The sequence below is a fragment of the Pedobacter sp. R20-19 genome, assembly GCF_000708265.2.
In the GTDB taxonomy this organism is placed as follows: Bacteria; Bacteroidota; Bacteroidia; order Sphingobacteriales; family Sphingobacteriaceae; genus Pedobacter.
The window spans coordinates 193109-217970 of sequence record NZ_JCKI01000005.1; the positions used below are offsets into that span (position 1 = coordinate 193109).

Below are 24862 nucleotides of genomic sequence, written 5' to 3' on the forward strand. Positions count from 1 at the left end.
AAATAATGATTTCCGAATTATTAAGAACGAAAACAGCAGAGAAACATAAAGAGTTAGAATCGATGATGTTTGTAAATCACATCATGGATAATTCTTTGAGTATAGATAATTATAAGAAGCTACTGACTATAAATTATATTATTCATCAAAAATTAGAAAATAGGTTAGCCAATATGCTGGAGAATAATCTTGCACAGAAATTAGAAATGAATAGCAGATTTAAATTGCAAGCCTTAGAAAAGGACTTGGAATACTGGCAAATTGATAGTTTAACTTTGCCGGCTTTAGATTTTGAATTGTTTATTCCGGATCAAAATACTGCATCAATTTTAGGTGCATTATATGTTTTGGAAGGAGCAACACTGGGTGGTAATGTGATTAAAAAGCATATTTTAGCCAATCCGAATTTTAAAAATGCTGAAGGAGGATTGAATTATTATGGCGTGTATGGATCAGAATTGGGATCTAAATGGAAAAGTTTCATTAACGTATTGAATGAAAGTGTTGTAGCTGATGATTATGATGATTGTATAAATAGTGCAAATCAAACCTTTGACAATTTAATAAAGCTTTCTAAACAGCTGAATTAATTGAACATATTTTCTCACTTTTTTGCTAAAAATACAGCTGAAAGAGCGTAAGGGCATTTTTTAGATTGTGAATATGTGTAAAACTTATTGTAAATTAATATATGCTTTATCTTGTTAATTCAAGGTAAATATGTATTATTGGAAATAAATAATTTTTTTAAACCTTAAAAACATCAATTAGCGATGGAAAAATTCTCAAAAGTTAAAGCTGCTGTTGCTGCGATTGAAGCAGATGTAGAAAAATTTTATAATGCTGGCAATGCAGCTGCTGGTACTCGTGTGCGTAAAGCAATGCAAGATCTTAAAGTATTAGCACAAGAAATCCGTGCAGAAGTAACCGAAAAGAAAAACTCTGAAAAATAATATTTCGTGAGTATGAAACAAAAAGGGTTTCGGTAATGCCGAACCCTTTTTGCGTTTAATTAACTTATTTTTTAAGTTTTATTTATACTTATATTCTGTTTATGAGGTAGTTTGTTAGATTTTGAGGTAGAATTATAATTGGCTTGAAAAGACAATTTAATCATTTGATAACTCATAAGGCTGAGATTTGCTTTCATTCTTTGAACTACTGATATTTACAACAAATCAGAATAACATTCAATATGTTTGTAATATCAGTTTGGTTTTCCAGTAGGTAGAAGAACTATAAAGTCGGTTTCATCACTTAATTTTCAAGGCAAAAGAATATCAGGTTATCACCTGGTTCTATTGGGGTTCCATTGGAGTCCTAAGGCATGATAGTCGCATTTTAAGGCATCTTTAAAAATAGTAGAAGCAGCTGGTATTGTTAAAAAGTAAGTAAGGCAAATTATGTTTACCATTTGTCGTTATTCTTTTCATCCAGATTTAACTTATCCATTATTTGAAAACCTAACCTTAAATAGCATTCAAAACTATTTACATCCAAACCACAATATCTTTTAAATTTCAAGTAAGTTTTCGTATCTTTGCCTGGCAAATAATAAATCGTAATTTATTTGCTATGCAACTCGACTCCACAAAATTTATCGCAACAGGTTTAACGTATGACGACGTACTTTTAGTACCCGCTTATTCAGAAATTCTGCCCCGTGATGTAAATACAACAACTTTCTTAACCAAAAAAATAAAGCTTAACGTTCCATTGATTTCTGCCGCGATGGATACCGTAACAGAAGCCGAACTGGCCATTGCCATTGCCCAAAATGGAGGGATCGGGATGTTGCATAAAAACATGACGATCGACAGACAAGCAGAAGAGGTTCGTAAAGTTAAACGTTCAGAAAGCGGAATGATTCAGGATCCGGTTACACTATTGGAAACTGCTGTTGTTGCTGATGCTTTCAAGATTATGAAAGAACACAAAATTGGTGGCATTCCCGTAGTAAGCAGTGATAATAAATTGGTAGGGATTATTACCAATCGCGATTTACGTTTCCAGAAAAATATGTCGAGACCAATCGCAGAAGTCATGACCAAAGAAAACCTGATTACCGCTCCGGAAGGTACAAACCTGGTTCAGGCGGAAGAAATTCTTCAGAACCATAAAATCGAAAAACTACCAGTAGTGAGCAAAGATGGTTATTTAAGTGGCCTGATTACCTTTAAAGATATTTCAAAAGTTAAAAACTATCCTGCTGCCTGTAAAGATGAGCGTGGACGGTTACGTGTAGGTGCAGCAGTAGGTGTAACTGCTGATACTTTGCAACGTGTTGATGCTTTAGTTCATGCAGGTGTTGATGTAATTACGATTGATACCGCTCACGGTCATTCAAAAGGGGTAGTTGATAAATTAAAAGAAGTAAAAGCTAAATATCCCGATCTTCAGGTCATTGTTGGTAATATTGCTACAGGTGCAGCGGCTAAGTTTTTAGCTGATGCTGGTGCCGATGCTGTTAAAGTTGGGATTGGTCCGGGATCTATTTGTACTACCAGAATTATTGCTGGTGTAGGCGTTCCTCAATTATATGCCGTTTATGAATGTGCGAAAGCACTAAAAGGTACAGGTGTGCCAGTTATTGCTGATGGAGGTATTAAACACACAGGCGATATCTCAAAAGCAATTGCTTCTGGTGCCAGTGCAGTGATGGCAGGTTCATTATTTGCAGGAGTAGAAGAATCTCCAGGTGAAACCATCATTTATGAAGGCCGTAAATTTAAATCATATCGCGGAATGGGTTCTATTGAAGCCATGGAGCAAGGTTCTAAAGATCGCTACTTCCAGGATGTAGAAGATGATATTAAAAAATTAGTTCCTGAAGGAATTGTTGGACGAGTGCCTTTTAAAGGAACACTAGCTGAAGTGATGTATCAGTATATTGGCGGACTTCGTGCAAGTATGGGTTACTGTGGTGCTGCGAATATTGAGGCATTACAGGAAGCTCAGTTTGTACAAATTACTGCGGCTGGTATGCGTGAAAGTCATCCACATGATATTACCATCACCAAAGAAGCACCAAATTATACGAGATAAGCTGAAAGACTTAAGCTTTCCATTCAGTTGTCTATTCAATCGCGTCGAAAAAGCTTTAAAAAATAACATTGCAGTACATTGTGGGGCATCCTAAAGATAGCCCCATTTTTTTATCCTTTTTTCTCCTACTTTGGTAAGTTCAAATTTGTAGTGGCTTCTTCACTTTTATAAATGATATGAGTAATCTTGTCTGCGAATCTGTGGCCAAAACGAGCTATGAATTCTATCATTGGCGTTATGTTCAAACACAATCAGCTAAAAATAATTTTCACAAAATAAAATTTGGTAAATCCTTTTTTTTAATATATTTGTCGACTAAATCTATGGATATTATATAATAACTTTTATTGTAATCAAAATAGTAGGTTGAAACTACTATACTCAATACTAAAATTAAAACTTTTAACACTAAAAATAACCTTCTGATTTAAACCAAACCAATTCACCCTTATGAAACAAAGTTTACTTATTTTATTTACCATAATCATTTTTACAGGCACTATTTTCGCTCAAAATGCGGTAAAGGGTATTGTAAAAGGAGCTAATAACATCACCATACCCGGTGCGACAGTAACCATTAGAGGAACTAAAATTGCAACACTGACGGATGCAAATGGTGCATTCAATATCGATGCTAAACAGCAGCCTCCATTTTACATCCGAATCAGTTATGTAGGCTATAAACCCCAGGATTTCCAGATTTTAAATATTCAGGAAACACCACTAGAGCTGGTTTTGGTGGAAGATACCCAACTTGATGAAATTGTGGTAACTTCCAGAAGACGGTCAGAAGTATTACAGGATGTTCCTATTCCCATTACGGTGATTGGCGGTCAGGCAGCAGAAAATGCAGGTGCTTTTAATGTTAACCGTTTAAAAGAACTTGTGCCCTCAGTTCAGTTGTATGCTTCTAATGCTAGGAATACAACACTCAATATCAGAGGTTTGGGATCTACATTCGGCTTAACGAATGATGGGATTGATCCCGGTGTAGGTTTTTATGTAGATGGGGTGTATCATGCCCGTCCGGCCGCTACTTCAACTGATTTTCTTGATATTGAACAAATTGAAGTCATTCGTGGGCCCCAGGGGACATTATTTGGAAAAAACACTACTGCTGGCGCTTTCAATATCACCACTACTAAACCCACACAAACACCAACTGCAAAAGTGGAAATGAGTGTGGGGAATTATAATTTTATCCAAGCTAAAACATCTGTATCAGGTGGAGTAGCAAAAAATCTAGCTGCAAAAATTTCTATTTCTGGTACTCAGCGTGATGGTACCATTTACAATACGAGAGAGGAGCGGAGGTATAGTGGCCAAAATAATCTAGGTTTCAAAGGGCAATTGTATTATACACCATCAGATAAATTAAAAATCCTGTTAAGTGGTGATGTGAGTATTCAACACCCCGCTGGTTACCCTTTGGTTATTGCTGGTGTAACTACGACAGAAAGAAGTGCCTATCGCCAATATGCCAGAATTGTTTCAGATCTTGGTTACCAGCAACCAAAAATCGACCCGTTTTCGAGAGAAATCAATACAAACACACCGTGGAGACACAATCAATCAATTGGTGGGATTTCTTTAAATGTGGATTATAAAATGGGGAATGGTACTTTAACTTCTACTACAGCCTGGAGGTTTTGGAACTGGGATCCAACAAATGACAGGGATTTTTCTGAACTCGCTGCGCTTACTAAATCTCAGGGGAATTCCCGTCACGACCAGTATTCGCAGGAAATTCGATATGCGGGCAATATCAATGAAAAGTTAAGTGGCGTAATCGGTGTATTTTTATTGGGTCAAAACCTTCAGGGGCTGGGTCAAACAGAAGAGGTGGGTAAAGATCAGTGGAGATTTGTACAAACGGCTAATACTGGCGCTCAGGCTTTATATGCTACACCAGGATTGTTGGATGGTTTTGGTATTAAAACAAATTCCACCATTAAATCCTTAAGTGCAGCAGTTTTTGGTCAAGTAGATTGGGAAGTGGTTAAAAATTTACATGTTTTGCCAGGATTAAGATTTACATATGATAAAAAAGATGTAGATTATGATAGAAATACTTATGGCGGTTTACAAACTAACGACGCTGCATTATTGGCCCTTAAAGCTGCCGTATATAGTAATCAACAGTTCAATATCAGTACCAACAATAATAATTTATCTGGAAACCTCACCTTATCATATAGGCCAAATCCCAAATTGAATATTTACGGAACCTTTTCTACTGCTTACAAGCCTGTTGGAGTTAATGTTGGGGGATTGCCAACTACAGCGAATGGACAGGCAGATTTATCTTTAGCCGTAGTAAAACCAGAGTATGTGGAGCATTATGAGTTAGGATTGAAAACAAAACCTTTTAAAGGTGCCATATTAAATGTTACAGCTTTCAATACTGATATTAAAGATTATCAAACCAATGTGCAATCGCCACAATTAGGCGTAAACAGGGGATATTTAGCCAATGCCGAGAAAGTTAAAGTAAAGGGGTTGGAGGTTGACGGAACTTACCAGCTGGAAAGATTTTTGACACTAAATGCAGCATTGGCTTATTTGGATGGTAAATATATTACTTTCACCAATGCGCCGCTTCCATTGGAAGAAACTGGTCATACCGAATTGGTTAATGGTGTGGCCACGCAGGTAGCATTTAAGGATGCTTCAGGTGGTAGATTGCCCGGAATATCAAAGTGGAATGTTTCTGGCGGTGCAGAATTTAGTACGCCAGGTAATTTAGCCACTAAACCTGGGCGGTACTTTATCGCAGGTGATGCCAGTTACCGTTCTACTTATTCATCAAACCCAACCCCATCCAGTGTTTTAAATGTTCAGGGATATGCGCTATTAAATGCGAGGCTTGGGTTTAAGTCTGATAAATTCTCTGTTTTTGTGTGGAGCAGAAATTTAACCAACAAAAATTATTATGAACAATTACAAGCCGCGGCTGGTAATTCGGGTTTATATGCCGGGGTGCTTGGAGATCCAAGAACTTATGGAGCAACTTTCCGGTATAGTTTCTAATTTTTTTTTCTCTTTATATTTGGTTAGGAGCGTCGATTTTTTTTCGACGCTTTTTTTAATAAATATCTATTAAGTAAAGATTTTACGTGAACCTTTACCACGAAAGAATATTAGTATATACTCGGAACTACCCTGCATATCACACCAGATCTTATATTGATCTTAAATTCCACCTATATGGTAATAAGGAGCATATCAACTACCAAGAGTAAGTTTAAATATACCTGTAACAGCATTGTGTAGAATAAAAATTTACTGAGCGATAAGAAAATTCTTAACTTCGGTAAAATTTTGATTCAAATGAATAAGCTTAAAGCGGTTTGTGTATACTGTGGCTCAAACTTTAATGGTGATATACATTTACGTAATGCCATTAAAAAGTTGGCAGAAATATTGGTTGAAGAAGATATCAAACTGGTATATGGTGGTGGAAGTGTAGGTGTAATGGGGCTTTTAGCCAATGATGTATTAGAATTGGGTGGACAGGTAACTGGTGTAATTCCTCAATTTCTGATGGATAAAGAGGTAGGGCATAAGGGGATTACCGAAATGATCATAACCGAAAATATGCATCAGCGTAAGCAGAAGATGGCCGATCTGAGTGATGGTTTTGTGATCCTTCCTGGAGGTTTTGGTACCCTTGAAGAATTTTTCGAAGTACTTACCTGGTTGCAGCTTGGCTTGCATAATAAGCCTATAGGAGTATTGAATGTAGGCGGATTTTACGATCCTCTTTTTGCACAAATGGAATTGATGGTGCAAAGCAAATTTTTAAAACCTGCTAATCGGGATTTGGTTTTTAATGAGGCTGATGCCAATATATTAATTGATAAAATGGATCATTTCTCTGCTGTACCCGATGAAGTTTGGTACAAAGAAAGAGACCTTATTTAATAGGGCTTTAAGTTTAAAATGTTAATCAATTAAAATTTAGCAATAAAATAATTTATAAAAATGCAAATCATTACTTCTCACGCAGAATTTGAACAACATTTAGGTAAAGAACTTGGTGTTTCTTCGTGGCACACCATTACACAGGAGCAAATTAATCAGTTTGCCAATGCTACGCTTGATTATCAATGGATTCATATAAACGAGGAAAAGGCAAAAAATGAAGGGCCTTTTGGTTCTACCATAGCACATGGTTATTTAACCCTTTCATTGATCCCATATTTATGGAAAGAAATTGTAGATATTCAAAACCTTAAAATGGAAATTAACTATGGCATTGAAAGTTTAAGGTTTGCACAACCCGTTTTAGTAAATAGCAACATCAGGCTTAAAGCTAAACTGGCATCTATTGTGAATTTACGTGGTGTAACTAAAGTACATATGGCAATAGAAATGGAAATTGAAAACCAAAAGAAACCTGCATTTACAGGTGAAGTGGTGTTCTTGTATCACTTTGTAAGCTAACTTTAATAGCTTAAACTATTTGTAATGCATTTATCAAATGATTATTACTCAAATTATTAATAGTATATAATTCCCTTTATTTATTTGCTTCAATCTCAAAGAGAAGGGATGTTTTCGTAAAGAATACAACGTTCGGTCGTTAGCATATTTAAAAATTACCATAGCAGATTTACAATTTTTATTGTAGCATAAAGTAATTTTAATATTTCTTTATTAAACTATATTCTTTGTTTTTCTTTCGTCAAAGATAGGGATTGCAATAAGAAATAATTAACAATAACTTTCACAGGCTGAAGTTATTTATTCCCATTAAAATTCTTTTTTGTGTATCCTCAATAGTAAAAAATCAGTATAGACCAGAAACCAATTCGGTCGCCATGCTTTATTGCAAAATAAGATTTAAATTGCCTGCATGGATATCGAATTCAACAAGAACGAAGATGTAAACAAGCAGTTGGTTTACGAGCTGAAGACTAAACTGAAAAAAATCTATCTGGGTGGTGGCGAAAAAAATGCGGCCAGGCAAAAAGAAAAAGGAAAGTTATTGGCTCGTGAAAGGATTGATTTTCTGATAGATAAAGATGCCGATTTTTTAGAAGTTGGTGCCTTTACGGCAGATGGTATGTATGCCGATCAGGGTGGCTGTCCTTCTGCTGGTGTAATTTGTGGCATTGGTTATGTAAGCGGCAGGCAGTGTATGATCATAGCAAACGATGCTACGGTAAAAGCCGGAGCCTGGTTTCCAATGACAGCCAAAAAGAATTTGAGGGCACAGGAAATTGCCATGGAAAATCGCTTACCAGTGATTTATTTGGTAGATAGCGCTGGTGTTTATCTGCCCATGCAGGATGAAATTTTTCCTGATAAGGAGCATTTCGGAAGAATGTTCCGCAATAACGCAATGATGTCTGCAGAAGGAATCGTACAAATCTCTGCCATCATGGGAGCCTGTGTTGCTGGAGGAGCATATTTACCCATCATGAGTGATGAAGCCATGATTGTTGATAAAACCGGTTCGGTGTTTTTAGCAGGTTCCTATCTGGTAAAATCTGCAATAGGAGAGGATGTTGATAATGAAACTTTGGGAGGAGCAACTACGCACTGTGAAATATCAGGTGTTACCGATTACAAGCATCTTAATGATCAAGCTTGTCTAGACAGTATCCGGAACATCATGAGCATGTTAGGAGCGCCTCAAAATGCAGGCTTTGACCGGATTAAATCTGCTAAACCCAAAGAAAGTGAAACAGAGCTTTATGGCATTATCCCGGAAAACAGAGATAAACAATACGAAATAATGGATATCATTAACCGCTTGGTTGACAATTCTGAATTTGAAGAATATAAAGCAGGATATGGCCAAAGTATCGTTTGTGGTTTAGGTCGTATAGATGGTTGGGCAGTAGGCATTGTTGCTAATCAACGCAAGGTAGTCAAATCGAAAAAGGGGGAAATGCAATTCGGTGGTGTGATTTATTCTGATAGTGCGGATAAGGCTGCACGGTTTATCATGAATTGTAATCAAAAGAAAATTCCCCTGGTGTTTTTACAGGATGTAACCGGCTTTATGGTTGGAAGCAGGTCTGAACATGGTGGGATTATTAAAGATGGTGCAAAAATGGTTAATGCAGTTGCTAATTCTGTCGTGCCGAAATTTACCATTGTAATTGGTAACTCCTATGGTGCAGGTAACTATGCCATGTGTGGGAAAGCATATGATCCGAGATTAATTTACGCCTGGCCAACCGCTAAAATTGCCGTAATGGGCGGCGCACAGGCAGCGAAAACTTTATTGCAGATTCAGGAAGCATCTTTAAAAGCTAAAGGTGAAGTGATTACGCCAGAAAAAGAAGCGGAACTATTGAAAGAAATTACCGATAAATACGATAGCCAGACTACACCTTACTATGCTGCATCAAGACTATGGGTAGATGGTATTATTGATCCACTGGAAACCAGAAAAGTAATTTCTATGGGCATCGAGGCCGCGAATCAATCACCAATAACCAGGAAATTTAATGTAGGCATCATTCAAACTTAAAGTATAAATACGCACTGTTATAATCTTTGTTCGCTCAGAAACTTAAACTTACCAGATATGAGAAACTTAAAAAGAATGATTGCTTTATTTGCGTTAACCATTTTATTCGTCACGCCTATAATTACAAAAGCTCAAAATTCAAAAGTAGGAACGCAGGAAACCGGTGAAACTATTAGTGTTGTAGGCAGTAGTCTAAACAGAACAATAGAAGCTACCGGAAATGAAAATATTAATATTGAAGGCAGTAGTATCAACGTAGTCATTACCGGAAACTGCAACAGCATCAAGGTAACAGGAGCGGGGATCAAGGTTAAAGCACAGGGAGTTAAAGTGATTCGCATTCAGGGAGCTGATTCAAGTGTAACTTATACTTCCAGTCCGAATAAGAATCGTAAAGCAATTTCAAGCGTATCAGGCGCAGCAAGCTATGTAACTATGGTAAAATAGTCAAAACTTATAAACCAGGGATTTAAACTTTTAAATACTAAGTCTTGACCTTTAAATTGTAATGCATGTTAATAAGTAAACTATGTTGACAATGTACATTTGTTAACAAATGTTTAAAGCATTAAATTTGCTTTTTAGTTTAAGAATTTCAAACACACACTATAATGTCACAAGAAAACGAGCACGTTCAGTGTTTAATCATTGGTTCTGGTCCTGCAGGATATACTGCAGCAATATACGCTGCCAGAGCTGATTTAAAACCAATTATGTATACTGGTATGCAGGCGGGTGGTCAGTTAACGCAAACCACTGATGTAGAAAATTTCCCAGGTTATCCTCAAGGAATTATGGGGCCGGAAATGATGGAAGATTTCCGCAAGCAAGCAGAACGTTTTGGTACGGATATCCGTTTTGGTTATATCAGTTCTGTAGACTTTTCATCAACTCCTCATAAAATTGTGGTAGATGAGATCAAAATAATTACGGCAGACACGGTAATTATTGCTACTGGTGCAACAGCAAAATGGTTAGGCTTACCGAGTGAACAACAATATAATGGTTTTGGTGTATCTGCCTGTGCGGTTTGCGATGGATTTTTCTTTAAAGGACAAGATGTTGCCATTGTAGGTGCCGGAGATACAGCAGCAGAAGAGGCAACATATTTAGCTAAGCTTTGTAAAACGGTTCACTTGTTGGTTCGTAGAGATGAATTCCGTGCATCTAAAGCAATGGTGAGCCGTGTGTTGGCAACGCCTAATATTGTGGTTCATTACAATACCGAAACTCAGGAAATTCTTGGAAATGGTAAAAATGTTACCGCAGTAAAAGTAATCAATAATCAGTCAAATGAAGTTTCTGAAATTGCTGTGGAAGGTTTTTTCGTAGCCATTGGACACAAACCAAACACTGATATTTTTAAAGATCAATTGGATATGGATGAAACAGGTTACTTATTAACCAAACCTGGATCTACTTTAACCAATGTTGAAGGCGTTTTTGCTTGTGGTGATGTTCAGGACATGTATTACAGGCAAGCGGTTACCGCTGCAGGTTCTGGTTGTATGGCTGCTTTGGATGCCGAAAGATATCTGGCTGCAAAGGAACATCCGGTTGAAGCATAAGATTATTCATAAATATTTTAAGAAGAGAAACCCCAATCAGGTTTCTCTTTTTTGTTCGTAACAAAAAAGTGTGATGAAGAATCTTTCTGTTATTTATATCTTAGATTAATTTAATGAAAATTTTATTTAAAATAAACTTACACATGAACAAAGCTGTACACGTTTTTATTGGAGTATTGATGAGTATAAGTGCCTTTGCACAAAGCGATCCAAACCTTGGGATCATTCCAGCACCGGTCTCCGTTACAAAAGCCAATGGAAATTTTATCCTAGATAAAACAACAATTCTTATCAATCAGAGTATTGATGGAGCAAGGATAAATGATTTGTTAAATGCATTCATCGTAAGCAGAGCTGGTTTTGCACTTAGAGAAGCTACAATCAGTCAGCCTAATCAAAAAAGTATACTTTTAACTTCGGCAGGTGCAGATAAGTTACCTGATGAAGGATATACTATCAAAGTAAATTCTAATCAGATTGTTATTACAGGTAGAGGTGCAGGCTTATTTTATGCGGTTCAATCTATGATGCAAATGATGCCCGAAAAGACGGGTGATAAAATCATGATACCCGCGGTTACCATTAATGACTATCCACGTTTCAGCTATCGCGGAACAATGCTCGACGTATCTCGTCATTTTTTTCCAATATCATTTATTAAAAAATATATTGATCAGTTGGCCTATTATAAAATAAATACTTTTCATTGGCATTTAACAGATGATCAGGGATGGAGACTGGAAATTAAAAAATATCCAAAGTTAACTTCAGTAGGCGCTGTTAGAAATGGTTCAATCATTGGTCGTTATCCGGGAACAGGAAATTACCTGACGGAGGTTAAAGGTTTTTATACACAGGATGAAGCGAAGGAAATTGTAAAATATGCAGCCGAGCGTTACATTACGGTTATTCCGGAAATTGAGTTACCTGGCCACGCATCTGCAGCGATTGCCGCTTATCCTTCCTTAAGCTGTTTTCCTGACCGAGATACATTTATAAGTGATAAAACCGCATGGGCCGGATCTAGAAAAGGAAAGCAAGTACAGCAAACCTGGGGTGTTTTTGACGATATTTTTGTTCCTTCACAAAATACATTTAATATGCTCAATGATGTTTTGGATGAGGTGATTGCTATATTTCCTTCTAAATACATTCATATCGGAGGAGATGAGGCACCTAAAACCTATTGGAAAGAATCTCCATTTTGCCAGGCTTTGATGAAAGAAAAAGGTTTGAAAGATGAGCATGAATTACAAAGTTATTTCATTCAGACGATAGAAAAACATGTAAATGAAAAAGGTCGTTCTATCATTGGTTGGGATGAAATTCTGGAAGGTGGTTTGGCGCCAAACGCAACAGTAATGAGCTGGAGAGGAGAGGCTGGTGGAATTGCTGCCGCCCAGCAAAATCATGATGTGATTATGACACCAGGCTCAATGGGATTATATATTGATCATCAACAATCTGAATCACCTGATGAACCCGTAACAATTGGTGGCTTAGCGCCTTACCAAAAAATTTATGGCTATGACCCGATTCCACAAGTTTTAACTGCTGATCAAAGAAAATATGTTAAAGGTGTTCAAGCCAATATGTGGACAGAATATATTAAGACCACTAACAAAATTGAAAACCATGCTTTTCCACGTTTAATGGCACTTTCTGAAATTGCATGGACTCCGGTCGAACGCAAAGATTTAAAAAACTTTTCAGAAGATCGTTTACCTGTTCACCTGGCCCGCTTAGATAAAATGGGCGTTAATTTTTGGGTACCAACACCTATTGGTCAAAGTGAAAAAACACTTAATGGTGGCGATTTTGTCATCGATTTGAAAGTGCCTATCATTGGAGGTAAAATTTACTATTCATTAGATTCTTCACGTCCGTCTGAAAATGCATTTCTATATACCTTACCGGTTAAAGTAATGGTTCCGAAGGGAGAGAAAAGAGTGTTAAAAACTATAGTAATTGCACCTAGCGGTAAAAGGAGTGTTGTAACTGAAACATTATTAAACAATGGAGCGCCTGAAGTAAAAGCAGAAGCCAAAAAATAAATTAGTTGTATTTTAAGCTTTGGCAACTCGACCAGCTATTTTATGATCAAGTTGTCAAGGCTTAAAATCTTTTAATTGGAGATCTATTCTATTAAACGAAAAGTAATCATCGTACCTTTGATGTTCCATGGAAGGAAAAAATAAATTTTCGATTACAAATAGATTAAAAAGCTTTAAATATGCTTTTAGTGGATTGAAGTTTTTTTTTATTCATGATCATAATGGACGTTTGCATTTCATCGCTGCAACTATAGCCATTGGGCTATCATGGTTTCTTCATCTTTCAGCATTTGAATGGATGGTAATTTTACTCCTGATTGGTGCCGTTATCGTTACCGAAATGATTAATGCAGCTATCGAAAAACTTGCTGATGTAGTTTCTCCGTCATATCATCCTAAGATTAAAATTGTTAAAGATATAGCAGCTGGAGCTGTATTGGTAACCGTATTTTTAGCAGTGATTATTGGTGGAATTATATTTATTCCAAAGCTACTTTCCTGCATCAGCTAAACTTGCTGCTCTGGATTCTTCTGTTTTATCCTGAATAATCTGATCCCAGCGGGCCTGCATTTTATGATTACTGCCGTGTTCCGTTTCTTCATCATAATTACGCTGCATGGTGTCAAAATAACTACTTACTTCGTTGGCCAACTGCGAAATTTGCGCTTTATAATTTTTAACAGAATAAGTTCTGTTTTTTAATACCCTTTCTGCTTCGGAGAGCAAAATGTATTGAATGTTTACATGTCCTTGTTCATGGTGTAACAAGTCTGCACTAACCTGAGGGTTTTTAATTTTATCCAACTTTACCCAGGAACGATTTTTATCGATAGTTATTTCATTTTTAAGCTTAATAACTACCCGGTTTCTATACACTGTAGATTCATAGCTGTACTGCCATGTCATTGCAGTTAAGGCAAAAAATGGAGAGCGCTCATCAGCCTTTGCTTTGTAGTAAGTTTCCCAGTTTATTTGAACAGGCGTTATTGAATCCTGTCTAAATCCAAATGTAAGTGGCAATGCCAGAAAAAAAATAATAGGTATCAGCAGTTTTTTCATTTAAATTTAACCACTAAAAAACCGTGCCTAAAATTTTATGGTGTAGAAATTTGCTGACTAATCCTTTCGAATTTTTCAATTAGTAATGCAATTCTTTCTTTTTCTCTTTTAATTACGGCCTTTCTTAAAATGGTTGAGCAAAATAAAATCCAAAGAAATGTTAAGCCTATTGCAATTACTTTTTGAAGCAAGCTAAAAAGACTTAGAATTTCTATAAAATAAAATATAATCCCCATCGAAAGTGCTACGGTATAAAACCAATATAAGGTGTTGTATAGCTTGTAGCGATTAATTTGATAAGTTTTTAAATTATTTAGATATTCATTCGGGTGAGCTGTAAAATCTGTTCGGGCAATTAACCGGTAATCTCTGTAAAGAATAATCGTATAAACACCTATGGTAATAATGGTGATGCTAATGCCAACATGCGTTGTCCATGAATTGAAATGAAAGAAAATCCATAATGCTACAATGGCAATAAATGAGGCAGCCATGCCCAGTATGTTCAAAGCTGATTTTAACTTTAAGCCATTTACTTCTTTCTTAGCTTGTTGCAACATTTCATCAGCAGAAAACTTAACTTCTACCTCGTGCTTTTGCCACAACTCCTGTATTTGATCAAACGCTTGCATATTGGTTGTATAGTTCTGTTAATTTTTGTTTAATGCGGTGAATTTTTACCCGAAGATTGCCTTCGCTAATGCCAGATATATCAGCAATTTCATGATAGGGCAATTCATCAAGTACCATTGTAATAATCAAACGATCGTTTTCTTCGAGTTTCGAAATGCATTTATATAAAAGTGCAACCTGCTCATTTTTCTCAGAAAATTCTTCGATTTTATTTTCAATAATATTATCTGTTAGTTCATCTTTAGCCTGCCTTTTTTCTGATCTTAAATAGGTGAGGCAAGTATTTACGGCAATTCTGTAAATCCAGGTAGAGATTAAAGATTTATTTCTGAACTTATCTAAATTCTGCCATACTTTTAAGAATGTTTCCTGTAGAAGATCATTTGCCGCATCAGTATCTCCAGTATAACCATAACACAAATGGAATATTTTTTTGGAATTAGAATCAAAGATTTCTTTAAATAGTTTGTCTTTTTGTTCCATTTAAGGGCGTGTAATGGTTTTTAGATTTAATTTAGGTGATAATGTTACAACGAAGGTAAAAATAATGCGCTTTTTACCAGTGTAGAAAATCAAAATTTGTTACACCACCTAAATATCGTAGTTTTACCAAATTAATAAAGCCACAAACTTTTTTATTCATGAAGAAAAACAAACTCACGCTTTTTATTTTTATTGCGCTGATTGCCGGTATTGGCTTAGGATACATTTTAAACGTTAACTCTATTGATGTTTACAATCAAAATATTCTAAATGCAGATGCCAAGGTTAAAAGTATAGAAGTTAATATCGCTAAAACTAACGATACTTCATCTTCAGCTTATACACAGCTTAGGGCTGAACGGAAGCTTAATGTAAATATTAAAAGGGATAACGAAGAAATTCGCGAGAAAAAACTGGAGTATTTTACTTTGTTGAGCGATATCTTTCTTCGCCTTATTAAGATGATCGTGGCACCACTCGTATTTACTACACTTGTGGTTGGTGTAGCAAAAGTTGGTGATATAAAAGCTGTAGGGCGTATTGGCGGTAAAACATTGGGTTGGTTTATGGCCATGTCGTTAATGTCGCTTGTGTTAGGACTAATTCTGGTTAACCTGTTTGAGCCGGGTAAACATATGAAACTTACTTTACCTGATGAATTGGTAAATACAGGTATTCAAAAAGCTTCGATGAGTGTAAAAGATTTTATTGCACATGTGTTTCCAAAAAGCATTGCAGAATCTATGGCGACTAATGAAATTTTACAGATTGTTGTATTCTCGTTATTCTTTGGTGTAGCTACAGCAGCCATAGGCGATTTAGGTCAGGTGGTGATTAAAGCCTTTGATGCTATTGCACATGTCATTTTGAAGATGACCGGGTATGTGATGAATTTCGCTCCGCTTGCTGTTTTTGGTGCCATGACTGCTATTGTTGCCAAGCAAGGCTTAAATGTGTTAAATACCTATGCTATATTTATTGGAGAATTTTATTTTGGATTGGCGCTACTATGGGCGGTTTTGATCTTTATAGGATTTCTAATCCTGAAAAAGCGGGTGTTTAGGTTGGTTAATGATATGAAAGAACCTGCAATTCTGGCTTTTAGTACGGCTAGCAGTGAGGCCGCATATCCAAAAACGATGTTGTTGTTAGAACGTTTCGGCTGTAAAGATAAGATTGTAAGTTTTGTACTTCCATTAGGTTATTCGTTTAATCTGGATGGTTCAATGATGTACATGACCTTTGCTTCCTTGTTTATTGCTCAGGCCTATGGAATACATTTAGGTTTCGAGCAACAAATTTCCATGTTATTAATATTGATGTTAACCAGTAAAGGAATTGCTGGTGTACCAAGAGCTTCACTCGTGGTTATCGCAGGTACCATCGCCAGTTTTAATATTCCGGAGGCAGGTTTAGCATTGCTGATTGGTATTGATCCTTTGTTAGATATGGGACGTTCTGCAACCAATGTTGTTGGAAATAGTATTGCCACAGCGGTAGTAAGCAAGTGGGAAGGGGAGTTGAAGGACTCTTAAGTCGGGAGTCCACTTTTATTTATTAATAGTTATTAAATGATTTTGGAATGAGCAGATCTTTCAGAAAAAAAATGCAAACTTTGCAGCGTTTTGAAATCCTGTATACATTCACTCAATCCATTTATAATTCAATAATTCATTCATTCAATCATTCATATTGTGTCAAGTAGAGGAAAAAAAATATTCTTAGCCATTACCATCATCGTTCCGATGATCATTTACTGTTATATCTATTATAAGCCCATTATCCAAAATGCACCTTTCCGTAAGGATGATTTTGTGTCGATGCAATTTAGTTATGGCGTAAAAGATCCATTAGAAAATACGTATGATTCTAAAACAGGAGTGTATCGTTATGTAAATAATAAAGATTCTGTGATCACTAAAAAGTTTTTTTTAAAGAGTGATGATATTTTGTATATGCACCGGAAGGCAAATGAAATAGGTTTGTGGAATTTTCCAGATACCATTGGTAAAAAGAGCAATAAATCTATTTCTATTCCTCGTTACGATATAACCTTTAATTACAAAGAGAAATCAAAACATGTAACTGTTTATGGTGATTTTGATGGTAATCCGAAGCTATTGGATGCAGCCGTTCAAATGAGAAAGATCATTCAGGAAACATTATTACAGGCAGAAAGAAGATCTGGTAAATAAGAGAGCGTAAGTAAAAATATTTTCCTGTTTATTAAATTGAAAATATTTTTGATATGTGTTTGTGTGTTAATTGAATTTATTCTATATTTGCACCTCGTTAAATAAAAATTAAAAAACTAATATTTAAACAATGTACGCAATAGTAAATATAGCAGGGCAGCAATTTAAAGTTGCTAAAGACCAGCACCTTTTTGTACACAGATTGCAAGGAGATGAAGGCGCTAGTATTGAATTTGATAATGTATTGTTGGTTGATAATGGTGGTGCAATTACTGTAGGTGCTCCTGCGGTTAAAGGTGCTGTTGTTTCAGCTAAGATCGTATCTCATTTAAAAGGTGATAAAGTAATCGTTTTCCACAAAAAACGTAGAAAAGGTTATAAAAAGAAAAACGGTCACCGTCAGTTTTTCACAAAGATTCAGATCTCTGATATCACGTTATAATTAATTGTTAACCCAATAATTCGCTTTTAGCGAGTTACAAAATATAAAATCATGGCACACAAAAAAGGAGCCGGTAGTTCGAAAAACGGACGTGAATCGCATAGTAAGCGTTTAGGTATTAAAATTTTCGGTGGTCAGTTAGCGATCGCTGGAAACATTTTAGTACGTCAACGTGGTACAAAACACCATCCAGATAAAAATGTTGGTTTAGGAAAAGACCATACATTATTCGCTTTGATTGATGGTACAGTTGTTTTTAGAAAAAAACAAGATAACAAATCTTATGTTTCTATTCTTCCTATATCAGATGTAGAAATTGAAGAAGCATTAGCTAAAAAACCATTAGCAAAAAAAGAAGTTGCTGCAGTAGAAGTTGAAGCTGTTCCAGCTCCGGCAAAAGCTAAAAAAGCATCTGCAAAAAAAGAAGAAGCTACTGAAGAAGCTGCACCAGCAGAATAATTAGTACACCACTTATAAAAAAAGTCTCGATGAAAATCGGGACTTTTTGCGTTTAAGCCATTTAACAATGTTAAACGCTGTTAAATAACACATTTTAACAAAGCATCAGTGTAAATTAGCCAGTAAATTATATACGATGAATGTTAAGTTAATTACCTTATTGCTCTTTTCCTTTATTTTTTGCTGTTATTCGCTAAGCGCCCAAGAGGTAGAAGAAAATATCCGGATGAATAAAACCTTTAAGGCTGACGGAGTATCAAGCGAATGGAATGAACCCCTTAATCAATATAATGATGCCACCAAACTCGCTTTTGCGCTGGCCAACGATGATCAAAATCTTTATATCATTATAGAATCTTTAGATCCCCAAACAACTTTTAGTATTTTACGTGGTGGAATTACCTTGAATATCAACACTGAGGGGAAGAAAAAGGACGGGATAAAATTAATTTTTCCTTTGATGGATAAACCTCCGATACCTAAAGATACTGAAGGAAAAGATAAACCATGGCCGAATGAAAGCAGTGAAATTCATGATCCTAATTCAATGAATAAAAGTATTAGGATATCGGGATTTAAAAATATAGCTGATGGTAATTTACCAGCCATTAATCAAAGTGGAATTACAACTGGGATGAGTATACATCCTAATAGAGATCTCATTTATGAATTAAGTATTCCTTTAGCGCAATTACAGGTAAGTTTAGATTTTAAGAAACCGCTGGTGTATAATGTGAAAATTAACCAGCCCGGTCAATCAGGTTTCAAGAAAGATGGTAACAAACCAATGGGCGAGGGTAGACCAGGAGGTAGAGGAGAAAAAGGTGGCATGGGAGGAGGTCGAGGTGCTGGCGGGCAAAGGCCGCCTGAAGGATTTGAAGGTGGGGCTTCTGGATCAAAGTCCTCAGATTTCTGGATAAAATATAAACTTGTAAAATCTTAATCCCGAAAAACAACATGATAAAGCTGGTTCCGTATTTGGAACCAGCTCTTTTAATATTCTCTTGCCATTAACTGATTCGTTAAAGTTAACAAGTTTGATTTTTGTGCATCACCAACGTTAATTTGATTAAATAAATAGAGTGCTTTTTCTAAATATTTATTCATGCTTTCTTTTGCGATATTTTGAATATCCAGTGTGTCATAAACTAATCTTACCGTTTCGACTTTTTCTTTATTGTCAAAATCTTTATAGCCAGTCCAGGTGTCTAATGACTCTCTTATTTCGCCATCAGCTAATTCGAAAGCTTTTAATAATAAAAATGTCTTTTTATTGGCGATAATATCTCCACCAACCTGCTTACCAAATTTTTCTGGATCTGCATATACATCTAAAATATCATCCTGTAGCTGAAATGCGATACCGATATTTTCGCCGAACTGATAAATGAGATCAGCATCTTTCTCTGATGCACCAGCGATAATGGCACCTAATTTTAATGCACCACCCAATAAAACAGCTGTTTTTAATCTGATCATATTGATATACTCTTCAATACTAACATCATCTCGACTTTCAAATTCCATGTCGAGCTGCTGCCCTTCGCAAACACCCTGAGCTGTCGCGTTGAAAGTGTCCAGAACATCTTTTAAGAAAATGGGATTAACCTTAGCCAGATTTTTATTGGCTTCAACCATCATCACATCTCCGCTTAAAATTGCCGTGTTGGTGCTCCATTTTTCATGTACGGTTGCTTTTCCCCTGCGTAAAGGCGCATTGTCCATAATGTCATCATGCACAAGTGTAAAGTTGTGGAAAACCTCAATGGCCATTGCTGCATGAATGGAATCATGTGCATCTTTTCCAAATAACTCAGTGCCCATTAAAACCAATAGCGGACGAATGCGTTTACCACCAAGATTAATAATGTAGGTGATTGGATCATAAAGCTGTTTGGGATGATCAGGGAACTTTAAATTTTGTATTGCTGTTTCTAAAATTTGTTGTAATTGCTCTGTTGTATGCATGCACTATTTTATTATTGAGGACTTCTCTAAATTTTTTATTGCCTCTTCTTCTTTTATTGTTCTCTTGATGATGAGATTTGACTTCCAAAAATCGGAATTATAAACCATATTTTGTGTTGTTTTTACGTCATTGGTTTTGCTTTGGAGTGCTTTTAGATTATTGTTGTAACTGTTGTTATAATCAATCATATATAGGGTGTTGTATAACTCCAGTTCTTTTGTCCCAATCCCTAGAACGGTCATCTTACTTTTTATGTTAAATACTGAGAAGTCTAATACATTTTTTCGATCGTTATTTAGGTGATATTGTGACATCAAATTAATTTCCTTGGCTTTTGCGCGAAGTATACCATTACTGGTTAAACTAAAGTTTTTAATCTTTCCATCAAGCTTAAGCACTTGATAGGTATCTGTATTGATATAATAATCGCCATCAAAATATGGTTTTTCTGTTTTAACTTTAAGCTGACAGCTGATGATTGCAACCTCGCTTCCATCCAGCTGATAAGTGCTTTTAATTTTAAAGGAATACAATGAGTCTAATTTTGAAGAGAGGGGTTTCATGACATGATTATTTGCAAGAAAACCAGAAAGTTCGAATGCGGAAACACTAATATTTGTGTAAGAAACATGACTATCATTTTGTAGAAATCTACTTTCTGTAGGTAGCCATTTCAAAAGCCCATAACATTTCCAATCTGCATTAAAAAATATCTCATTCAAATAAGTTGGCCTATCTGTTTCGTAAGCGATTTGTCGTAAAAAAGCTTTTGCAAAAAATGACTCTTCTACATTAATTAAAGCTTTGTCATAGGTGCTCTTCATGATTGAAAGCGCGTAATTACCAACAACTACTTCATTCAAATTTTGAGCAATAGGCTTTAACTTTAGAAGTAAAAACTGATCAGATGCCTTAATTTTAACCGACTGATAGCTGATATGCGAAATGTAAAGTTCGCAAGGTAATGAATTAACTAAAAGTTCAAACTCCCCATTTTCATTACTAATGGTTTTATGATTCTCATCGACCTGAATGGTTACGTAGGCAATCACGTTATGAGCATCCTCGTCTATGATTTTACCCTTAATCGTCTGTGCAAGGAGTATATTAGAAGTCAGAAAGAAAAAAATAATGAGAAGCTTTATTTTCATAAAAGACTAATCAGCAATAAGCGTAAAATCAATCTGACGTTTGGCCAGGTCCACCTTTTTTACACGAATCATTACTTCATCTCCAAGCTGGTATTTTTTCTTTTTACGTTGACCTACAATACAGTAATTTTTCTCATCCAAAACATAAAAATCGTCAGAAATATCACGTAAGCGAATCATACCTTCACATTTATTTTCTTCAATCTCTACGTACATTCCCCATTCGGTAACGCCGGAAATAATTCCTTTGTATTCTGTACCAATATTATCTTCAAGATATTCTGCCTGTTTGTATTTTATAGAAGCTCTTTCAGCATCAGCTGCTCTTTTTTCCATGGCAGATGAATGTACGCAGGCCACTTCATAAAATTCTGCATCTGCAGATTTTCCACCATCCAAATAAGTTTGCAACAGTCTGTGCGACATCACATCAGGATAACGTCTGATAGGCGAGGTGAAATGCGTATAATATTCGAAAGCCAATCCATAATGACTGGTTTTTTTTGTAGAGTAGATGGCTTTTGCCATGGAGCGGATAGCTAGAGAAGTTAAGATATTTTGCTCTTTTTTACCCTCCACATCAGCCATTAAGTGATTAAGAGATTTTGCAATTTCTTTATCAGATTTGGTATTAATTTTATAGCCGAACCGGGATGCAAAAGTGGCGAAAGTATTTAAGGTTTCCATATTTGGAGAATCGTGCACACGGTAAACAAAGGTCAGTTTTTTCTCTCCCTTTTGTTTTTTTGCTACATATTCGGCTACTTTTCTATTAGCTAAAAGCATGTAATCTTCAATCAGCTTGTGCGCATCTTTACGCTCTTTCACATAAACGCCGATTGGTTTTCCTGATTCATCCAGTTTAAATTTAACTTCTGTGCTTTCAAAACTGATGGCACCATTTTTAAACTTCCGATCGCGTAGGATGTAAGCCAGTTCGTTAAGCTTAAGGATTTCTTCGGCATGATCACCAGCCTTATTTTCAATCACTTCCTGGGCTTCTTCGTAGCTGAATCGTCTATCCGAATGAATTACTGTTCTGCCATACCATTCATTTTGAATGTTTGCTTGTTCGTCCAATTCAAAAACGGCAGCGAAGCATAATTTATCTTCATTCGGACGAAGGGAACATACACCATTACTCAAACGTTCAGGCAACATCGGAATCACACGATCAACCAAATAAACAGACGTTGCACGACTATAAGCTTCTTTATCCAAATCAGTTCCCTGAATTACATAATGCGAAACATCAGCAATGTGTACACCAATTTCATGGTTGCCATTTGGCAGTTTCTGGTAAGAAATGGCATCATCAAAATCCTTGGCATCAGCCGGATCAATGGTGAAGGTGAGTATATTTCTAAAGTCTTTCCGTTTTGCAATTTCAGCAGCAGGAATTTCCTCAGGTATGGCGTTTGCTTCTTTTTCCACTTGTGGCGGAAATTCTAGTGGAAAGCCATATTGGGCAAGAATGGCATTCATTTCCGTATTATTCTCACCTTGGTTGCCTAATACATGTTTTACAATACCAATCGGATTTTTAGCACTTTCTGGCCAATCAGATAAAGATACTAATACCCGCTGGCCATTTTTAGCTTCGAGAATATCTGCGAGTGGCACAAAAATATCGTGCATCATTTTCTTATCATCAGCAATTACAAAAGCAAAGCGATCTGAAATTTTAATCACACCTGTAAAATCAGATTTAGCCCGTTTAATAATTTCGACAACCTCTCCATCATTTTTACGACCGCTTTTTTTAGCGAAAACATAAGCCTTCACCGTATCGCCGTGTAAGGCATTTTTAAGTTTTTTAGGTGCTACAAAAATGTCTTTTTCAAATTCATCTTCAGGTACAATATAGGCTGAACCATCAGCGGTCATGTCTACCGTACCAATAATAAAGTTTTGAAGATCTTTAAGCCTGAATTTTCCTTTTTCTGGTTCAAGAAAAACACCGGTGCCTTTTCCTTCTTTCAAAATTTCCAGAATGGTCTCCCTGGATTCCTGATCATTAAGGTTTAACTTTGCTGAAACTTGTTTATAATTAAGGAGCTGATTATTATTCTTTTCAAAAACATCACTAACCAATTGATTCAGAACCAATTTTATATTTGCTGATTTTTTCTTTGCCATATTTTAAAAAACTGAATTTATCGAAGATACAGAAAAGATGCTTAAGCGGTCATTTTTGAGCTGTAAATTGTTAAAAGCTATAGCGTTTAACTTTGTTTTTGATACTCAATTTAGGATCTTAATTGCCATATATGTGATTTTCTTTCGCTTATCCGTATAGCTTACATGTACTTTTCCATTTTTATCCTGAATGATAGCTGGATAACTATATTCACCTGTGAGGTGGTTTTCGAAAGTATGAATATCCTTCCATTTTTTACCGTCATTAGAAATGGCCAGCTTTAAGACTGATCGGCCTTCCCACCAGTTTTTACCTGCACTTAGAGGGTTATAAATAAGTAGTTGTCTTCCATCTTTCGAAGTGACAGCATCACTACCAGAATTAGGATTAGGAAGTTGAGTGGCTTGGATCTTAGACCATGTTTCTCCATTATCTTCCGACCAGCTTTCTGTAATTACATTTTGCCGGCTTCTACATAATAGCTGCAGTTTTCCATTTGGGTAATTAAGGATTGATGGCTGAATCACACCAAAAGTATCGCAATCTATTTCAATTTTCCTCCAGTTATTATTTTGATCATCTGATTTTTCTAAATGAACTTTCCAGGTTTTTTCATCTAAACTTTCGGTGCTGGACGGATAAAGAATGGTTGCATCGCTAAGTTGTACAGGCTTATTTTTAATGGGGCCAAAGTAACCATTGGCTAGCCTGACAGCATCAGACCACGTTTTCCCATCATCTTTCGAAGTTTTGTACATGGCCCACCATGCTCTTGGATTTGGGCCAACTTTGTAATGTAAAGTTAAAAGGCCATTTTTTGCTTTAAACAGCACCGGATTCCAGCAGGCAAAGCTAACGGAATCATTCATTTTTCCATCTGCAACAGGGACAGGTTTACTCCAGTTTTTTCCCGTCTTAGTTGATATCCAAATTTTCACATATGGATCACCTTCATGCTTTCCGCCGAACCACGCAGCCATAATTTTTCCGTTGCTTAATTCAACAAGGGTTGAAGCGTGACAGGCTTCAAAAGGTGCATCAATGAAAATAGCAGTTGAATCAATAATTTGAACTTTTTGTGCCCTTGCCGTTATACTTACAAAACATAGTGCAATAAAGATGTATTTTAACATAGTGGTGGTAACATTAATTTCATAGCAGAAGCTGAACTGAATT

23 protein-coding genes are annotated in these 24862 nt (G+C 36.1%); 16 read left to right on the forward strand and 7 right to left on the reverse strand.

The annotated features are described in order from the left end of the window. Positions 1-5: 5 nt before the first annotated feature. From AN34_RS12690 to AN34_RS12740, 11 genes are all read left to right on the forward strand, one after another. Positions 6-590 carry a biliverdin-producing heme oxygenase gene (locus tag AN34_RS12690; RefSeq protein WP_051666511.1) on the forward strand — a complete coding sequence of 195 codons (585 nt, stop codon included), beginning with the start codon at positions 6-8 and terminating at the stop codon, positions 588-590. Positions 591-773: 183 nt separating this feature from the next. Then, complete coding sequence (locus tag AN34_RS12695; protein WP_029285984.1) at positions 774-953, forward strand: hypothetical protein; 180 nt, start codon at positions 774-776, stop codon at positions 951-953. Between the two features lie 622 nt (positions 954-1575). After that, positions 1576-3045: an IMP dehydrogenase gene (guaB, locus tag AN34_RS12700; RefSeq protein WP_029285986.1), complete on the forward strand. Its 1470-nt coding sequence runs from the start codon at positions 1576-1578 to the stop codon at positions 3043-3045. A gap of 450 nt (positions 3046-3495) precedes the next feature. Then, positions 3496-6075, forward strand: coding sequence for a TonB-dependent receptor (locus AN34_RS12705; RefSeq protein ID WP_029285988.1), 2580 nt, complete (start codon positions 3496-3498; stop codon positions 6073-6075). A 300-nt stretch (positions 6076-6375) separates the two neighbouring features. Next, on the forward strand, positions 6376-6969 hold the full coding sequence (locus AN34_RS12710; RefSeq protein WP_029285990.1) for a TIGR00730 family Rossman fold protein: 594 nt from the start codon (positions 6376-6378) through the stop codon (positions 6967-6969). A 60-nt stretch (positions 6970-7029) separates the two neighbouring features. Next, the gene (locus AN34_RS12715) at positions 7030-7491 is read left to right on the forward strand and encodes a MaoC family dehydratase (RefSeq protein ID WP_029285992.1); all 462 of its coding nucleotides are present in this window, start codon (positions 7030-7032) and stop codon (positions 7489-7491) included. Positions 7492-7903: 412 nt separating this feature from the next. After that, on the forward strand, positions 7904-9532 hold the full coding sequence (locus AN34_RS12720) for an acyl-CoA carboxylase subunit beta (protein ID WP_029285994.1): 1629 nt from the start codon (positions 7904-7906) through the stop codon (positions 9530-9532). A 57-nt stretch (positions 9533-9589) separates the two neighbouring features. Beyond that, the gene (locus AN34_RS12725; protein ID WP_029285996.1) at positions 9590-9979 is read left to right on the forward strand and encodes a DUF3060 domain-containing protein; all 390 of its coding nucleotides are present in this window, start codon (positions 9590-9592) and stop codon (positions 9977-9979) included. A gap of 164 nt (positions 9980-10143) precedes the next feature. Then, positions 10144-11100 carry a thioredoxin-disulfide reductase gene (gene trxB, locus AN34_RS12730; protein WP_029285998.1) on the forward strand — a complete coding sequence of 319 codons (957 nt, stop codon included), beginning with the start codon at positions 10144-10146 and terminating at the stop codon, positions 11098-11100. Positions 11101-11243: 143 nt separating this feature from the next. Beyond that, positions 11244-13154: a beta-N-acetylhexosaminidase gene (locus AN34_RS12735; RefSeq protein ID WP_029286000.1), complete on the forward strand. Its 1911-nt coding sequence runs from the start codon at positions 11244-11246 to the stop codon at positions 13152-13154. 127 nt (positions 13155-13281) lie between these two features. Beyond that, entirely contained in the window at positions 13282-13665 is a 384-nt protein-coding gene (locus AN34_RS12740) for a diacylglycerol kinase family protein (protein WP_051666513.1), read from the forward strand. Here the strand turns inward: AN34_RS12740 and AN34_RS12745 are convergent. The 3 genes from AN34_RS12745 to AN34_RS12755 are packed head-to-tail and all read right to left on the reverse strand — an operon-like array spanning position 13645 to position 15330. After that, positions 13645-14214: a DUF922 domain-containing protein gene (locus tag AN34_RS12745; RefSeq protein WP_029286003.1), complete on the reverse strand. Its 570-nt coding sequence runs from the start codon at positions 14212-14214 to the stop codon at positions 13645-13647. The two genes, AN34_RS12740 and AN34_RS12745, sit on opposite strands and share 21 nt — an antisense overlap. Before the next feature lie 35 nt (positions 14215-14249). Then, positions 14250-14846 carry a hypothetical protein gene (locus AN34_RS12750; protein WP_029286004.1) on the reverse strand — a complete coding sequence of 199 codons (597 nt, stop codon included), beginning with the start codon at positions 14844-14846 and terminating at the stop codon, positions 14250-14252. Next, positions 14833-15330, reverse strand: a complete 498-nt coding sequence (locus tag AN34_RS12755) for an RNA polymerase sigma factor (RefSeq protein ID WP_029286005.1) — start codon at positions 15328-15330, stop codon at positions 14833-14835. The genes AN34_RS12750 and AN34_RS12755 overlap by 14 nt, the downstream gene beginning before the upstream one ends. A gap of 158 nt (positions 15331-15488) precedes the next feature. Between AN34_RS12755 and AN34_RS12760 the strand changes: the two genes are divergently transcribed. The 5 genes from AN34_RS12760 to AN34_RS12780 all read left to right on the forward strand — a co-directional run bounded on the left by AN34_RS12760 (position 15489) and on the right by AN34_RS12780 (position 19369). Continuing rightward, the gene (locus tag AN34_RS12760; RefSeq protein WP_029286006.1) at positions 15489-16865 is read left to right on the forward strand and encodes a dicarboxylate/amino acid:cation symporter; all 1377 of its coding nucleotides are present in this window, start codon (positions 15489-15491) and stop codon (positions 16863-16865) included. 159 nt (positions 16866-17024) lie between these two features. After that, positions 17025-17525, forward strand: coding sequence for a hypothetical protein (locus AN34_RS12765; protein ID WP_029286007.1), 501 nt, complete (start codon positions 17025-17027; stop codon positions 17523-17525). 130 nt (positions 17526-17655) lie between these two features. After that, a complete protein-coding gene (gene rplU, locus AN34_RS12770; protein ID WP_029286008.1) occupies positions 17656-17967 on the forward strand; it encodes a 50S ribosomal protein L21 in 312 nt (103 codons plus the stop codon). Between the two features lie 51 nt (positions 17968-18018). Next, on the forward strand, positions 18019-18426 hold the full coding sequence (rpmA, locus tag AN34_RS21435; protein WP_082468395.1) for a 50S ribosomal protein L27: 408 nt from the start codon (positions 18019-18021) through the stop codon (positions 18424-18426). Between the two features lie 136 nt (positions 18427-18562). Further along, positions 18563-19369 (forward strand): hypothetical protein, encoded by an 807-nt coding sequence (locus AN34_RS12780; protein ID WP_029286010.1) that lies wholly within the window; start codon positions 18563-18565, stop codon positions 19367-19369. 50 nt (positions 19370-19419) lie between these two features. On the opposite strand, the gene AN34_RS12785 is transcribed toward AN34_RS12780, so the two are convergent. The 4 genes from AN34_RS12785 to AN34_RS12800 form a co-directional block, all read right to left on the reverse strand. Next, positions 19420-20394 carry a polyprenyl synthetase family protein gene (locus tag AN34_RS12785; RefSeq protein ID WP_029286011.1) on the reverse strand — a complete coding sequence of 325 codons (975 nt, stop codon included), beginning with the start codon at positions 20392-20394 and terminating at the stop codon, positions 19420-19422. Positions 20395-20397: 3 nt separating this feature from the next. Beyond that, the gene (locus AN34_RS12790) at positions 20398-21546 is read right to left on the reverse strand and encodes a carboxypeptidase-like regulatory domain-containing protein (protein ID WP_029286012.1); all 1149 of its coding nucleotides are present in this window, start codon (positions 21544-21546) and stop codon (positions 20398-20400) included. A gap of 6 nt (positions 21547-21552) precedes the next feature. Further along, positions 21553-23685, reverse strand: coding sequence for a ribonuclease R (gene rnr / locus AN34_RS12795; protein WP_029286014.1), 2133 nt, complete (start codon positions 23683-23685; stop codon positions 21553-21555). 105 nt (positions 23686-23790) lie between these two features. Then, positions 23791-24819: an exo-alpha-sialidase gene (locus AN34_RS12800; protein WP_036677147.1), complete on the reverse strand. Its 1029-nt coding sequence runs from the start codon at positions 24817-24819 to the stop codon at positions 23791-23793. Positions 24820-24862 lie beyond the last annotated feature (43 nt).

Bases quoted from the DNA above. Each gene is read 5' to 3' on its own strand.
- AN34_RS12720 (WP_029285994.1), top strand. From the start codon at position 7,904: ATGGATATCGAATTCAACAAGAACGAAGATGTAAACAAGCAGTTGGTT.
- AN34_RS12790 (WP_029286012.1), bottom strand. From the start codon at position 21,546: ATGAAAATAAAGCTTCTCATTATTTTTTTCTTTCTGACTTCTAATATA.
- AN34_RS12740 (WP_051666513.1), top strand. From the start codon at position 13,282: ATGGAAGGAAAAAATAAATTTTCGATTACAAATAGATTAAAAAGCTTT.
- AN34_RS12760 (WP_029286006.1), top strand. From the start codon at position 15,489: ATGAAGAAAAACAAACTCACGCTTTTTATTTTTATTGCGCTGATTGCC.
- AN34_RS12745 (WP_029286003.1), bottom strand. From the start codon at position 14,214: ATGAAAAAACTGCTGATACCTATTATTTTTTTTCTGGCATTGCCACTT.
- trxB (WP_029285998.1), top strand. From the start codon at position 10,144: ATGTCACAAGAAAACGAGCACGTTCAGTGTTTAATCATTGGTTCTGGT.
- rnr (WP_029286014.1), bottom strand. From the start codon at position 23,685: ATGGCAAAGAAAAAATCAGCAAATATAAAATTGGTTCTGAATCAATTG.
- AN34_RS12800 (WP_036677147.1), bottom strand. From the start codon at position 24,819: ATGTTAAAATACATCTTTATTGCACTATGTTTTGTAAGTATAACGGCA.
- AN34_RS12785 (WP_029286011.1), bottom strand. From the start codon at position 20,394: ATGCATACAACAGAGCAATTACAACAAATTTTAGAAACAGCAATACAA.
- AN34_RS12690 (WP_051666511.1), top strand. From the start codon at position 6: ATGATTTCCGAATTATTAAGAACGAAAACAGCAGAGAAACATAAAGAG.
- AN34_RS12735 (WP_029286000.1), top strand. From the start codon at position 11,244: ATGAACAAAGCTGTACACGTTTTTATTGGAGTATTGATGAGTATAAGT.
- AN34_RS12710 (WP_029285990.1), top strand. From the start codon at position 6,376: ATGAATAAGCTTAAAGCGGTTTGTGTATACTGTGGCTCAAACTTTAAT.
- guaB (WP_029285986.1), top strand. From the start codon at position 1,576: ATGCAACTCGACTCCACAAAATTTATCGCAACAGGTTTAACGTATGAC.
- AN34_RS12780 (WP_029286010.1), top strand. From the start codon at position 18,563: ATGAATGTTAAGTTAATTACCTTATTGCTCTTTTCCTTTATTTTTTGC.
- AN34_RS12705 (WP_029285988.1), top strand. From the start codon at position 3,496: ATGAAACAAAGTTTACTTATTTTATTTACCATAATCATTTTTACAGGC.
- AN34_RS12695 (WP_029285984.1), top strand. From the start codon at position 774: ATGGAAAAATTCTCAAAAGTTAAAGCTGCTGTTGCTGCGATTGAAGCA.
- AN34_RS12725 (WP_029285996.1), top strand. From the start codon at position 9,590: ATGAGAAACTTAAAAAGAATGATTGCTTTATTTGCGTTAACCATTTTA.
- rpmA (WP_082468395.1), top strand. From the start codon at position 18,019: ATGGCACACAAAAAAGGAGCCGGTAGTTCGAAAAACGGACGTGAATCG.
- AN34_RS12755 (WP_029286005.1), bottom strand. From the start codon at position 15,330: ATGGAACAAAAAGACAAACTATTTAAAGAAATCTTTGATTCTAATTCC.
- AN34_RS12750 (WP_029286004.1), bottom strand. From the start codon at position 14,846: ATGCAAGCGTTTGATCAAATACAGGAGTTGTGGCAAAAGCACGAGGTA.
- AN34_RS12715 (WP_029285992.1), top strand. From the start codon at position 7,030: ATGCAAATCATTACTTCTCACGCAGAATTTGAACAACATTTAGGTAAA.
- rplU (WP_029286008.1), top strand. From the start codon at position 17,656: ATGTACGCAATAGTAAATATAGCAGGGCAGCAATTTAAAGTTGCTAAA.